Annotated in this window: 13 protein-coding genes; 6 read left to right on the top strand and 7 right to left on the bottom strand. The window is 75.7% G+C overall.

Annotated features, from left to right (window positions below; all coding sequences use genetic code 11):
* Positions 1-9: 9 nt before the first annotated feature.
* Both BLT72_RS07670 and BLT72_RS07665 read left to right on the top strand, forming a co-directional pair.
* Positions 10-1,281 (top strand): PrsW family intramembrane metalloprotease, encoded by a 1,272-nt coding sequence (locus BLT72_RS07670; protein WP_091411690.1) that lies wholly within the window; start codon positions 10-12, stop codon positions 1,279-1,281.
* 10 nt (positions 1,282-1,291) lie between these two features.
* The gene (locus tag BLT72_RS07665) at positions 1,292-2,332 is read left to right on the top strand and encodes a molybdopterin-dependent oxidoreductase (protein ID WP_091411688.1); all 1,041 of its coding nucleotides are present in this window, start codon (positions 1,292-1,294) and stop codon (positions 2,330-2,332) included.
* Positions 2,333-2,343: 11 nt separating this feature from the next.
* On the opposite strand, the gene BLT72_RS07660 is transcribed toward BLT72_RS07665, so the two are convergent.
* The 6 genes from BLT72_RS07660 to BLT72_RS07635 all read right to left on the bottom strand — a co-directional run bounded on the left by BLT72_RS07660 (position 2,344) and on the right by BLT72_RS07635 (position 7,609).
* Entirely contained in the window at positions 2,344-2,586 is a 243-nt protein-coding gene (locus BLT72_RS07660) for a hypothetical protein (protein WP_425349239.1), read from the bottom strand.
* Positions 2,587-2,967: 381 nt separating this feature from the next.
* A complete protein-coding gene (locus BLT72_RS07655) occupies positions 2,968-3,792 on the bottom strand; it encodes an FAD:protein FMN transferase (RefSeq protein WP_091411685.1) in 825 nt (274 codons plus the stop codon).
* Positions 3,789-4,313, bottom strand: coding sequence for an FMN-binding protein (locus BLT72_RS07650; protein ID WP_091411683.1), 525 nt, complete (start codon positions 4,311-4,313; stop codon positions 3,789-3,791). The genes BLT72_RS07655 and BLT72_RS07650 overlap by 4 nt, the downstream gene beginning before the upstream one ends.
* A gap of 4 nt (positions 4,314-4,317) precedes the next feature.
* A complete protein-coding gene (locus BLT72_RS07645; protein ID WP_091411681.1) occupies positions 4,318-5,736 on the bottom strand; it encodes a ferredoxin reductase family protein in 1,419 nt (472 codons plus the stop codon).
* Positions 5,733-6,143 carry a hypothetical protein gene (locus tag BLT72_RS07640; RefSeq protein ID WP_091411679.1) on the bottom strand — a complete coding sequence of 137 codons (411 nt, stop codon included), beginning with the start codon at positions 6,141-6,143 and terminating at the stop codon, positions 5,733-5,735. The genes BLT72_RS07645 and BLT72_RS07640 overlap by 4 nt, the downstream gene beginning before the upstream one ends.
* 83 nt (positions 6,144-6,226) lie before the next feature.
* Positions 6,227-7,609: an FAD-binding oxidoreductase gene (locus BLT72_RS07635; RefSeq protein WP_091411677.1), complete on the bottom strand. Its 1,383-nt coding sequence runs from the start codon at positions 7,607-7,609 to the stop codon at positions 6,227-6,229.
* A 165-nt stretch (positions 7,610-7,774) separates the two neighbouring features.
* Between BLT72_RS07635 and BLT72_RS07630 the strand changes: the two genes are divergently transcribed.
* The 4 genes from BLT72_RS07630 (at position 7,775) to BLT72_RS07615 (ending at position 11,292) form a co-directional block, all read left to right on the top strand.
* Positions 7,775-8,206 (top strand): RbsD/FucU family protein, encoded by a 432-nt coding sequence (locus tag BLT72_RS07630; protein WP_091411676.1) that lies wholly within the window; start codon positions 7,775-7,777, stop codon positions 8,204-8,206.
* 70 nt (positions 8,207-8,276) lie between these two features.
* Complete coding sequence (locus BLT72_RS07625; protein ID WP_172826038.1) at positions 8,277-9,182, top strand: ABC transporter ATP-binding protein; 906 nt, start codon at positions 8,277-8,279, stop codon at positions 9,180-9,182.
* A complete protein-coding gene (locus BLT72_RS07620) occupies positions 9,179-10,780 on the top strand; it encodes an ABC transporter permease (RefSeq protein WP_091411672.1) in 1,602 nt (533 codons plus the stop codon). Before BLT72_RS07625 ends, BLT72_RS07620 begins: the two co-directional genes overlap by 4 nt.
* Positions 10,777-11,292 carry a GbsR/MarR family transcriptional regulator gene (locus BLT72_RS07615; protein ID WP_091411670.1) on the top strand — a complete coding sequence of 172 codons (516 nt, stop codon included), beginning with the start codon at positions 10,777-10,779 and terminating at the stop codon, positions 11,290-11,292. The genes BLT72_RS07620 and BLT72_RS07615 overlap by 4 nt, the downstream gene beginning before the upstream one ends.
* Positions 11,293-11,319: 27 nt before the next feature.
* On the opposite strand, the gene BLT72_RS07610 is transcribed toward BLT72_RS07615, so the two are convergent.
* Entirely contained in the window at positions 11,320-12,726 is a 1,407-nt protein-coding gene (locus tag BLT72_RS07610) for a nicotinate-nucleotide adenylyltransferase (RefSeq protein ID WP_091411669.1), read from the bottom strand.
* Between the last annotated feature and the right edge of the window lie 16 nt (positions 12,727-12,742).

Below are 12,742 nucleotides of genomic sequence, written 5' to 3'. Positions count from 1 at the left end.
CAGGCAGCGATGACCGGTCAGCCGTACCCGGCCGGAGCCCCCGTGCCGGTCGTCCCCCCGGAGCTGCTGCGCCGACGCTCCTCGGTGCTGACCCGGGTGACGATGGCGGTGCTGGGGGTCGGCGCGCTGCTGATCGCCGTGCTCGTCGTGGTCTTCGGCGGCCCGGTCGCGGCGGTGGTCACCACCCTGCTGGCCGCGATCTCGTTCCCGCTGCTGATCTGGATCTGCTTCTGGTTGGACCGCTACGAGCCGGAGCCCGGCCGCTACCGCGTCGCCGCGCTCGGCTGGGGCGCCGTCGTCGCCGTGGTGATCGCCTTCGTCGGCGAGCAGCTGCTCTTCGCCCTGCCCGGCACGGACTCCTTCGTCGACACGGCGGTGATCGCGCCGCTGGTCGAGGAGGCGGGCAAGGGCCTCTTCCTGCTCACCGTGGTGCTGCTGCGGCGTCAGCAGGTGCACGGTGTCCTGGACGGTCTCGTCTACGCGGGGCTGGTGGGGATCGGCTTCGCCTTCGTCGAGGACATCCTCTACTACCTGTCCGCCTTGGTGCAGAGCGGCGGGATCGGGCTGACGCTCACCTTCATCGTCCGCGGGATCATCAGCCCGTTCGCGCACCCGCTGTTCACCGCCGCCACCGGCCTCGGGGTCGGCATCGCGGTGAGCACCCGCCGGCCCGTGCTGCGCTGGCTCGCCCCCGCGCTCGGCTTCCTCGTCGCCGTGACGCTGCACGGGGTCTGGAACGGCAGCACCTACTACGGCACCGAGGGGTTCTCCACCGTCTACGGGGCGATCATGCTGCCCGCGCTGGTGGTGCTGCTGGCGGTGGCGATCTGGGCGCGGGTCCGCGAGGGCCGGATGCTCACCGCCGCCCTGCTGCAGACCACGCAGCTGGGCTGGACCCGGCCGGAGGAGATCCGCTGGGTCGCCCGGCTCGGCGACCGGGTCTCCTCGCGCGGGTACGCGCGGCAGCGGGCCGGCCGGCCGGCCGCGGAGGCGCTGCGGGCGTTCCAGCAGACGCTGACCGAGATCGCCTTCCTGCACCTGCGGGCGCTGTCCGGCCACGCGCCGCCCGACGTCAACCAGCGGATGCTCGGACTGCTGCAGCACGCGCAGGCGCTGCGGCCCTGGGTGATCCTGCCGCCGACGGCGGGCCGCCCGCCCCTCCCCTGGCCCCGGTCGGTGCCGCTGCCGGGTCCGGCCGCGACCCCGCCCCCTCCCCCGCCGGTCAGCCCGCCGCCCGCGTACGGGCCGCCGCCGCCCGGCGGCTGGCCGGGCGTCCGCTGAGGGCCGAGCCGTGAGCGCGGTGCCGAGCGGCGCGGTCCGCCGCCGGGCGTGGCGCCCGCTGCGGCGCGCCGGTCGGCGGACCAACCTCGGCCTGGGCCTGCTCCTGCTCGGCGCCCTGGCCAGTGGCGGGCTGCTCTTCGCGGCCGGCACTCCGGGGCCGGCGACCGCCGCCCGGGTCGCGCACGGCGTCACCGGCCTCGGCGTGCTGGTCCTCGCCCCCTGGAAGTCGGTCGTGGTGCTGCGGGCCGCCCGGCTGCACAGCGCCAGCCTGGCCCTGCTGGGCCTGCTGGCGGTCTGCCTGGCCTCCGGGGTGGTCCAGGTGCTCGGCGGGTACGGCCGCGTCCTCGGCGTCAGCCCGGTCCAGGTCCACGTCGGCTCGGCCGTGGGCCTGCTCGGGTTCGGCGTGGTGCACGTGCTGCGGCACCGGCCCGTCGGGCTGTCCCGGCGGGACGCCTCGCGGCGGCGGCTGCTGGTCAGCGGCGCCTTCGGCCTGGCCGCGGCGGCGACCTGGGCCGTCGCGGAGCTGACCGACCGCCGGATCAGCCGCGGCGCCGCCGCCCGGATCGCGACGGGCTCGCACCGGCTCCCGCCGGCCGCCATCCCGGCGACGACCTGGCTCCTGGACCGGGTGCCGGCGCTGGACCGCGCGCGGCACCGGGTGCGGGTCGACGGCGTCGACGTGACCGCGGCCGCGCTGACGAGCCGCGGCACCCCGGTCGCCGCCCGCCTGGACTGCACGAGCGGCTGGTTCGCCGACGCGACCTGGACCGGCGTGCCGCTCGCCGCCCTGCTGGACCCGGGCCGGGTGGCGGCCGCCCGGAGCGTCGTCGTCACCAGCGTGACCGGCTACCGTCGCCGCTTCCCCGCCGCCGAGGTCGGCGCCCTCTGGCTGGCCACCGCGGTCGAGGGCCGGCCGCTGACCGCCGGCACCGGAGCGCCGGTCCGGCTCGTCGCGCCCGGCCGGCGGGGCTTCTGGTGGGTGAAGTGGGTGGCGTCGGTCGAGCTCGACGACCGGCCTGCCGTCGCGCAGCCGCCGTTCCCGCTGCAGTAGGCGGGCCGGGGTCAGCGGCAGAGGGCCCGCCGGACGGTGGCGGCGAGCGCCCGCCGGCGTCGCTCGTGGTCGACCTCCGGCACGTCGGGGGTGGCGGTCCAGGTGATCGAGGCCTGGGCCCAGGTGCCGGCCAGCGCGATCAGCAGGGCCCAGAGGTCGACCGGCTCGAGGTCCGCGACGAGCACCCCCGACCGCTGCGCTGCGGCGACCTGCGCCAGCTCGGCCACGTCGTGGCCGGCCCAGTGCCCGAACAGGTCGCCGGCCGGGGTCCGCCCCAGCCGGGCCCCGGTGAGCCGGACCGGGACCGGGTCGCCCAGTACGCGTCGGAGAGCCGCACCGCGGAGCCGGGGGGCTGAACACCGCCTCCGCCGCTCACGACCTCGCCCCGCACCTGCGCTGCCTGGGTCTCGACGCCTCGTCTGCTCGGTCGGTCACCTCGGGCGGGTCGGCGTGGAGACCCTCGACCTGCTCATCGGTCGCAGGCGGCTCAGCTCGTCCGGCAGCGGCGGCCGGCCACCCAGACCCTGCGGGACCTCTGCGGCCGGCACGGCATCACCGCCGACGTCGGGGTGCTGCCGTCCGCCCGGGTGCAGACCGCCCTGCACCGGGTGGCTCGAACGACGTGCGCTACCGCTTCAGCCTCGACCGGTCGGACCTGTGACCAGCTCCGGGCGGCCGTCGGCCCAGACGACGAGCCCCGTGCGTCCCGGCCGGGTGCGGAGCCACCGTGCGGCCTCCGGGCCGAGGGCGTAGGCGGCGGTCGCGTCGACGTCCACGCTGGTGAGGTCGGCCCCGACGACCGTCACCGAGGCCACCCCCGCCGGCGCGGTCCCGGTCCGGGCGTCCACGAGGTGCGCGCCGCGGTGCGCGGTCCCCGACGTGGCGACGGCACCCGTCCGGACCGGGACCGTGGCGACCAGCCGCGTCGGGTCGTGGGGGTGCTCGATCCCGATCCGCCACGGCGGCGACGCCGGGTCCAGGGTCCGACAGACGAGGTCGCCGCCGACGGAGAGGCAGAAGTCGGTGCCGTCCAGGGCGGCCAGCGCGGCGGCGGCCCGGTCGGCGGCCCACCCCTTCACCACGCCGCTGGGGTCGAGACGGACCACCCCGGTCGCGTCCAGGCGGCGGACGGCGAACGCGCCGCCGGACTCCTGCTCGGCCCGGTCGGCGAGCGCCAGCACCGTGTGCACCTCGGGCGGGCAGTCGGCGAGCAGCAGCTCGGCCCGCTCGAGGCGGCTGACCAGGGAGTCCGCACGGTAGGTGCTGAACATGGCCTCGGCGCGGCGGAGCCGGGCCATGGCCTCGGACCAGGCCGCCTCCCCCGTCGCGGTGCCGGCGTGCCGACCGCGCAGGGCGAGGCTGACGACCGTGCCCATCACCTCGGCAGCCCGCCGGTGCAGCGGGCCGCGCGACCCGGGCACGGGCCCGACCTCGGCGGTCTCGCTGCCGGCGGCGGTCATATCCCAGCCTGGTCCAGCGCGGACTGCAGCGACTGCAGGTAGCCCTCGCTGGTCACCGTGGCGCCGCTGACCATGTCGATGTCGGCGCTCTGGGCGTCGATGGTCTCCCGGACCAGCTCGGGGACCGCCCGGGCGTTGATCTCCTGGTCGCGCGGGTTCTCGGTCGGGTACTCGACCACGTCGACCGCGGTGACCTTCCCGGCCGCGGTGGTGATCTGCACCTGGACCGGGCCCCACCGGGTCTGGGCGACCGTGCCGGTGTAGGTGCCCGACGCCTGGCCGGCGCTCGACGCGGTGCTGGACGGCGACGGGGTGGGGGACGCCGTCGGGGTCGGGACCGGCGAGCCGCCGCTCCCGCTACCACCGGTCCCGGACCCGCTGCCCGCGGCGGCGCTGCTGGTCGGCCGGCTGCTGGCCGTGCTGGCCGGCGCCGTGGCCGCGGAGTCGGTGGAGGTGTGGTAGCTGAAGAGCAGGACGACGACGGTCACCGTCGAGGCCAGCCAGAGGACGATTCTTCTCACGGTGTCACCATCCGAAGCTCTCGGTGTGGATGTGGTCACGGGGAACGCCCGCGGCGTGCAGGAGCCGTTCGGCACCGTCGGTCCACGCCGTGGGGCCGCAGAGGAACACGTCCCGGTCGGCGACGTCGGGGACCCAGGTGAGCAGGGCGCCGAGCTCGTCCGGCCCGGCCGCCGCGCCGAGGACGGAGCCGGGGTGGGGGCGCGGGCCGGGGAGCACCCCGAGGAGCAGGCCCCGCTCGGCGGCGAGGACCTCGAGCTCCCGGACGAAGAGCGGCTCGGTGGTGCAGCGCTGCAGCACCGTGATGTCGCCGGGCCCGGCCTCGAGGTCCTCGGCGAGCGCCCGGAGCGGGGTGATGCCCACCCCGGCGCCCAGCAGCAGGACCCGCGGCCGCGTGCGCACCCGGCTGCTCAGCCGGCCGTACGGTCCCTCGAACAGGACGCGGGTGCCGGGCCGCAGGGAGGCGAGCCGGGCGCTGCCGCCGCCGAGGCCCTTCGCCGTGATGCGCAGGCTGCGGCCGTCCGGGGCGGCGGAGAGGGAGAACGGGTTGCTCCGGCTGGAGCCCGGTCCGTCGAGGAAGCGGGCCGAGATGAACTGGCCGGACCGGAACGGCAGCCGGTCCAGCCGACGCCCGGTCATGTAGACCGAGACGACGTCGGAGGACTCCCGGGCCACCGACGTGACCCGCAGCCCGTGCCGCAGGTTCCGGACCAGGGGCAGGCCCACCCGCCAGACGAGCACGGCGGCCAGGGCCGCCGCCCACAGACCCCACCAGTAGAGCGTCCGCGCCGGTGAGCCCAGGAAGTCCGTGCCCGTCCACAGCTGGTGCGGCAGCGCCAGCCCCACGCCCAGGTAGGCGTAGAGGTGCAGCAGGTGCCAGGACTCGTAGCGGAGCTTCCGGCGCGCGGCCCGCAGGCTGGTGACGACGACGAGGACCAGGCAGACCGTCCCGGCGACCGAGAGCAGGATGCCGGGCTCGTCGCGGACCAGCTCCCAGGCCGTGCCTGGCACCGCTGACCAGCGACCCGAGGCGTAGCCGAGCACGATCGTGCCGATGTGCACCAGCATCAGGTCGAACGAGAGGAAGCCGACGACGCGGTGGGTCCTGGCCAGCCGGTCACGGCCGAAGGCGTGCTCGAGCGGGGGCAGCCGGGACATCAGGAGCACCTGGACCAGCAGCAGGTCGGCCGACCAGAGACCGGTGAGCCGGCCCACCGCCGAGAGCCCGTCGCCCCAGCGCGCCAGGTCGCCGACCCCGCCGTCCGCCGTCCACCAGGAGGTGACGAGCAGCAGGCCGAGCCAGAGAACCAGAGCGGCGGCCGTCCGGACCGTCGCGTCGGCCCGGCTGGACGCGTTCCCGGGGAGACCGGGGGCGGCGGCCGGGACGGGGAGCGGAGCCGTGGGCGTGTCGGCCAGGGCGGTCATGCCCCCACCCCGGCGGAACCGTCCTGCGGGTGGCCGGAGCCGCTGTCGTCGCCGGAGGCCCAGCCGTCGCCGACATCGGGACCGCCGTGGCGGCCCGACCCGCCGCGGTGGTCACGGCCGCCCACCGGCTGGTCGCCCCGCTCGCCGGGCGCGGCCGCGGCGGGCACCGCCGGGACGGGGTCCGGCGTCGGCGCGGACGACCGGGCGGCCGCCAGACCGCCGGCCCCGCCCCCGAGGGCCAGCACCGAGAACAGCAGCACCAGCAGCCGCGAGGGACGACGGCCCCGGGTGCCCGTTCCGGTCCCGGGCGCCGCCCGGACGGCGGCCTCCGCAGGACCGGTCAGCGGCTCCCAGCGGGACCCGCTGCGCCACGGACCCGGCGCACCCGTCGTCGTCTGCTCGCTCATGTCGACGATCCTGCCGGTGGAGGATCTCGGCGAGCCCTCAGCCGCCTGTGGGTCTGCTGTGGACGCCCCCGTCCGAGGACGCCTCAGCCGGCCGGGGGGATGTTCTGGTTCACCCGGAAGAGGTTGTCCGGGTCGTAGTGGGCCTTGACCGCGGCCAGCCGCTCGTAGTTGCGGCCGTAGCTGGCCCGGACCCGCTCCGGGCCCTCGTCCATCATCATGTTCACGTAGGCACCGCCGGCGGAGTAGGGGTGCAGCGCCTCGAAGTAGTCCACCGACCAGCGCCGGACCGCGGGCGCGTCCGCCGGCTCGGGACCGACCCCGGCGAACACCGAGCCCCAGGTGGCGTCCCGGTAGCCCCACGCGGTGTCGGAGGGCCCGACGTCGTGAGCGGCGCCGTCGATCGGGTACAGATGCATCGTCGACTGGAAGGTCGGCAGCCGGCTGCCGAAGTCGTGGTGGATCGCGATGGCCTCGTCGGGGATCTCGCGGACGAAGTCAGCCCGCCAGTACCACTGCTGCCCGCGCGGGTAGAGGGCGTCGAACGCGGACTGGAGCCCGGCGTGCGGGAGGGCGCCGACCCCGTGCAGCAGCGGCGCGGGCAGGCTGTCGAGGAACGGCGCCATGGCCGCACGCGCCGCGTCCTCGTCGCCGACGTGGGCCCAGACCACGGCGCAGACGGGCCGCAGGTGCAGCTCCTCGGGGAAGGGCGGCGCCGGCGGGACCTGGGTGTAGGCGAAGAACCCGTTCAGGGTCCGCGGTGCGGAGGGCAGGAACTCGCGGTAGGCGGCCAGCACCTGCTCGCTCTGCTCGACGGCCCAGAACGTGGGCCCGCCGACGAACCGGGAGACGTCGTGCAGCGCGAAGGTGAAGGAGGTGACCACGCCGAAGTTGCCGCCCCCGCCGCGCAGGGCCCAGAAGAGGTCGGGCTCGGACGTGGCGCTGGCCCGGACCTGACGGCCGTCCGCCAGCACGACGTCGGCGCCCAGCAGGTTGTCGATGGTGAGGCCGAACGCGCGGGTCAGGTGCCCGAGCCCGCCGCCCAGGGTGAGCCCGCCGACGCCGGTCGTGGAGATGATGCCGCTCGGGGTGGCCAGGCCGTGGGCACCGGTCGCCGCGTCCACCTGTCCCCAGGTGCAGCCCCCGCCGACGGTCGCCGTCCGGGCCTCCGCGTCGACCTCGACGCTGTCCAGGTCACCGAGGTCGAGGACGAGCCCGTCGTCGCAGGTGCCGAGGCCGCCGCCGTTGTGGCCGCCACCCCGGACGGCGAGGAGCAGCCCGTCCCGACGGGCGACCTCCACCGCGAGGGCGACGTCCGCCGTCGTCCGGGCCCGGGCGACCATGAGCGGCGACTTGTCGATCATGGCGTTGTAGACGCTGCGAGCGGCGTCGTAGTCGCGGTCCCCCCGGCTGGTGACGGGTCCCTGGAACCCGGTCAGCTGCGCGTGCAGGTCGTCGGTGATGGTCATGGCACTCCCCCTCGAGGCGGGGCGGACCTCGCCCCGGCTCCCGACGCTAGCCACCGGGGCCGGGCTCGGCAGGTGCACGAACACCTGCCCTGCGGCAGGACACTGGGCCGGTGCGCGGTCCCCCGCGCCACCCCCGCTGCGCCACCGAGAAAGGACCCGCGTCCGATGCTCAAGACCATCCCTCCCGTCCTCACCCCCGACCTCCTCTGGGCGCTCGCCGCGATGGGTCACGGCGACACGCTCGCGGTGGGCGACGCGAACTACCCGGCCCACGCCCTGCACGGCCGCGTCCTGCCGCTCGCCGGCGTCGGCATCGACGAGGCCATCACGGCGATCGGCGCCCTGCTGCCCGTCGACCGGGCCGTCGAGCCGGCGGTCTTCGCCATGGCCCCGGACGGCGACCCCGGCGCGGCCGTCGGGGCCCACGCCTCGTTCGGGCAGGCCCTCGCCACCACCGAGGGCCGTGAGGTCGACGTGGCCCCCCTGGAACGGACAGCCTTCTACCAGCAGGCCAGGGGCGCGTTCGCCGTCGTCCTCACCGGCGACACCCGCAGCTACGCGTGCTTCCTGGTGACGAAGGGCGTCGTGGCGGGGTGACCACGCCGGCGGGCAGGCTGTGACCTGCAGAACATTCACAACTTCCTGAATCCGGCGTACCGTCCGGAGCATGGCAGCAGTGATCGAGGCCGCGGGCCTCGTGAAGAAGTTCGGGCGCCGGCGCGCGCTCGACGGGCTCGACCTCTCCGTCACCGCGGGCGAGGTCCACGGCTTCCTCGGCCCCAACGGAGCCGGGAAGTCCACCACCCTCCGGGTCCTGCTGGGCCTGCTGCACCCCGACGCCGGCACGGCGCGGGTGCTGGGACGCGACCCCTGGCGGGACGCGGTGGCCGTGCACGCGGACCTGGCCTACGTCCCCGGCGACGTCAGCCTGTGGCCCAACCTGAGCGGCGGCGAGATGATCGACCTCCTCGCCGCCCTGCGCGGCGGCGCCGACCCCGCGCTGCGGCGGCGGCTGCTGGCCGACTTCGAGCTTGACCCCCGCCAGCTGGGCCGCGCCTACTCCAAGGGCAACCGGCAGAAGGTGGTCCTGGTGGCGGCTCTCGCCCGTCCGGCCGCGCTCTACCTCTTCGACGAGCCGACCAGCGGACTCGACCCGCTGATGGAGTCGGTGTTCCGCCGTGAGGTCGAGCGGGTGCGGGACGACGGGGCGACCGTGCTGCTCTCCAGCCACATCCTGAGCGAGGTCGAGCAGCTGTGCGACCGGGTCACCATCGTCCGGGCCGGGGTGACGGTGGAGACCGGGGCGCTGAGCGACCTCCGGCACCTCCGGCGCAGCACCTTCCGCGTCGGAACGTCGGCCGGGGAGGCGGAGATCGCGGCGCTGCCGGGGGTGCACGGTCTGCACCGAGAGGCCGGCCAGCTGGTGTTCGACGCCGACGACGACGCCCTGGACGCGGTGCTGGCCACGCTCGGCCGGTCCGGGGCCTCCGGCCTGACGGTGTCGCCGCCGTCGCTGGAGGAGCTCTTCCTGCGCCACTACGGGACGGCACCAGCCCTCCAGGAGGTCCGGTGACGCACCTGCTGCGCTTCCGCGCCCGGCGCGACCGACGCCAGCTCCTGATCTGGGTGCTGGCCATCGGGCTCCTGGTCGTCGTCACCGGTCGGACGGTGCTCGCCGAGTTCCCCACCGAGGCCGACCGGGCTCCGCTGCTGCGGCTGGCCCTGGTGACGCCGGCCCTGCTCGCCTTCCGCGGCGTGCCCAACGGGCCGGGTGAGGGCTCCCTGCTGTTCTTCCAGCTGTTCTCCTGGATCGCGGTCGTGGTCGCGCTGCTCAACACCTTCCTGGCCACCCGGCACGGGCGCGGGGACGAGGAGCGCGGTCGCAGCGAGCTGCTGCTCGCCGCCCCCGTGGGGCGGACGGCGTCGGTGAGCGCCACCTGGGTGCTGGGCACCGCGGTCGACGTCGTGGTCGCCGCCGTCGCCGCGGCCGGCTTCACGGTCCTCGGGCTGCCGCCGGCGGGCGCCCTCCTCGCCGGTGCCGCCCTCGGCGTCACGGGTTTCGCCTTCCTCGGCCTCGGCCTGCTCGTGAACCAGCTCGCGCCGACGTCGCGGTCCGCGAACGGCCTGGCCGGCGCGGTGGTCGGGGCCGCCTACCTGCTGCGCGCGGCCGGCGACGCCCTGGGCCGGGTGGACCTGGACCGGCTGACCACCCGGGCCGCCTGGCCGTCGTGGCTGTCCCCCATCGGCTGGGGCGAGCAGACCTTCGCCTTCACCGCCGACCGGCCGACCCCCCTGCTGCTGGGCCTGGCGCTGGGGGCCTCCACCGGCGCCGTCGCGCTCCGGCTGCAGGCCCGCCGCGACCTCGGCCAGAGCCTGCTCCCGCAGCGGACCGGTCGGGCCGCCGCCGGCCCCGGGCTCCGCAGCGGGCTCGGGCTGGCGTGGCGGCTGCAGTGGCCGGCCGTGCTCGGCTGGGCGGCCGGCGCCGCGGTGCTCGGTCTGGCGACCGGCTCGCTGTCGCGGGCGGTCGCCGACGCGACCCTCGACAACGCCCAGGTCCGGGCGGTGCTGGCCAGCCTGGCGTCGGGCGCCGGCGGCGACCTGGTCGGGGTCTTCCTGACCGCGATCCTCAGCCTCGTGGGGGTGCTGGCCGCCGCCGCCGGACTGCAGTCCGTGCTGCGGATGCGCTCCGAGGAGACCGACGGGACGGTCGAGCTGGTGCTCGCCGGTCCGGTCTCGCGGGCGCGCTGGCTGGTCGACGGGCTGGTCCTCGGCGGGCTGGCGGCCCTCGCCGTGCTGGCCGGGGTGTCCGTCACGGCCGCCCTGGGCTTCGCGGTCCTCGGGGACGGCGCGCACGCCTCGCTGGCCGCCCGGCAGGCCTTCGCCGGGCTGCCGGCGGCCCTCGTCTTCGTCGGCCTGGGGTCCGCCCTCGTGGCGGTGCTGCCCCGGTGGGCGGCCGCGACGTCCTGGGCGCTCTTCGGCCTGGCGGTGGCCGGCGGCGTCTTCGGGCTGCTGCTGGGGCTGCCCGACCCGGCCCGGACCCTGAGCCCCTTCAGCCACCTGCCGACGCTGCCCGTCCAGGACTGGTCCCCGCTCGTCGCGATGACCCTGGTCGCGCTGGCTCTCGCCGGCGCGGCCGCCCTGGCCCTGCGTCGGCGGGACCTCACCGCGTGACCGCCGAGCCACCCACCGAGCTCCTGGCCGGCGCCGCCACGGAGCTGGCCCACCAGGGGTTCCCGGCCATGCCGGCCCGGGTGATCATGGCGCTGACGGCCAGCGAGGAGGGCCGGCTGACCGCGGAGGAGCTGGCCACCCGACTCACCGCCAGCCCGGCCGCGATCTCCGGGGCCGTCCGATACCTGGGCACGCTCGGCTTCATCCGGGCCGGGACGCTGCCGGGTTCCCGGCGGCACGTCTACACGCTGCCCCACAGCCCCTGGTACACGGCGACGCTCACCCGGCCGGGGCTCTACCGCAACCTGACGGAGCTGCTGGCCGCCGCGGCCGCGCGGATGGGCGAGGACTCCGCCGCCCGGGACCGGATCGAGGAGATGGTCGACTTCTTCCGGTTCTTCGAGCGGCGGATGCCCGAGCTGCTGGAGGAGTGGCACCAACAGCGGCCGGACCGGCGCCGAGCGGGGACCGACGTGCGCCGCGGGCCCGCCCCGGGGCCGCCGACGGGGTGAGCCGCGGGCCGGAGCCGGCCGAGCCCCTCAGCCGGCCGGTTCGCGGTACTCGAAGAAGGCCCGCTTCTTGATCAGCTCGGCGACGGCCGCCGGCACCATGGGCTCCCACGCCTGGTCGCCGCAGGCGATCCGGCGCAGCACGTCGCGCGACAGGATCGGCAGGTACTCCGGCTTGAACTGGTCGAGGTGGACGAAGCTGCCGCGCTGGGCCAGGTAGTCGAAGAGCAGCTGGGTGCCATGACCGACGTCGAGGTCCTCGACGGTGACGACCGCACCGTCCTCGGGCCGCCTCATCGGGTAGACGAACAGCTTGAGGTCGTTCTTGAACAGCCGGCCCAGGCTCTCGAGGAGGCCGCCCTGCATCTGCGTGTGGTTGGACTCGTCGAAGAGGTCGGCCAGGCTGGGGACCCCCATGACGATCCCGATCCGCTCGGTCGTGCGGGCGGCCAGGTACTGGGCCAGCCGGTTGTACTCGAAGTAGTCGGAGATCAGCACCGTCATCCCGCACGCGGCCAGCAGGTCGGCGCGCGCGAGGAAGTCCCGACGGTCGACGGCGCCGCCGGCCAGGAGTTTGCGCATCGAGAGCTCGGCCAGGGCCAGCACGGGCTTGCCCGCGACGGCGGGGTCCTGCTGGAACTTCTCCCGCGCGCAGTCGAGCATGTCGATGTTCACCACGGTGGGCGGGCGGAAGCTGCCGCGCTCGACGAGCACGGCGTGCTTGCGCAGCACCTCGCTCGGCTGCAGGACCTCCCGGTCGGGTCCGAACATCGCCACCCCCGACAGACCCAGGCGCACCAGCTCCAGCGCCATCAGCCGGTTGTCGACGTGGCGGAACTCGATCCCCTTGAACTGGATCATGTCGATCTCGATGCGCCCGGTGGACAGCCGGTCCAGCAGGCGCTGGACGATCTCCTCGGGCTCCTGGCGCTCGAAGAACGCGGCGTGCAGCAGGTTCACCCCGACGATGCCGAGGGCTTCCTGCTGCAGTCCGGCGTCGTCGTCGAGCATCCGCACGTGGACGACGATCTGGTTCGGCTCGTCCATCGGGTGGGCCTGGAAGCGCACGCCCATCCAGCCGTGGCACTCGTTCCCGCCGGCGTAGCTGCGGGCGACCACCGTGTCGGCGAAGGCGAAGAAGCAGCTGTCGTCACCCCGGGTGTGGGAGAGCCGGTCCACGTTGAGGTCGAGCTCGTAGTCGAGCATCGCCTGCAGGCGACCCAGGGAGACGTAGCGCTGGGACTTGCCGTAGACGGCGTCGGAGACCGCCATGTCGTACGCCGACATCGACTTGGCGATGGTGCCCGCGGCCCCGCCCGCCCGGAAGAACCAGCGGGCGACCTCCTGGCCCGCCCCGATCTCGGCGACCGTCCCGTACCAGCGCGGGTCGAGGTTGATCCGCAGGGCCTTCTGCAGCGTGTCGCCAGCGATCTCCATGCGCCCCATCCTCGGG

Origin of the sequence: Friedmanniella luteola, from assembly GCF_900105065.1 — a bacterium.
In the GTDB taxonomy this organism is placed as follows: Bacteria; Actinomycetota; Actinomycetes; order Propionibacteriales; family Propionibacteriaceae; genus Microlunatus; species Microlunatus luteolus.
Note: the sequence above shows the minus strand (reverse complement) of the source record. Positions and strands in the feature narration are given on the sequence as shown.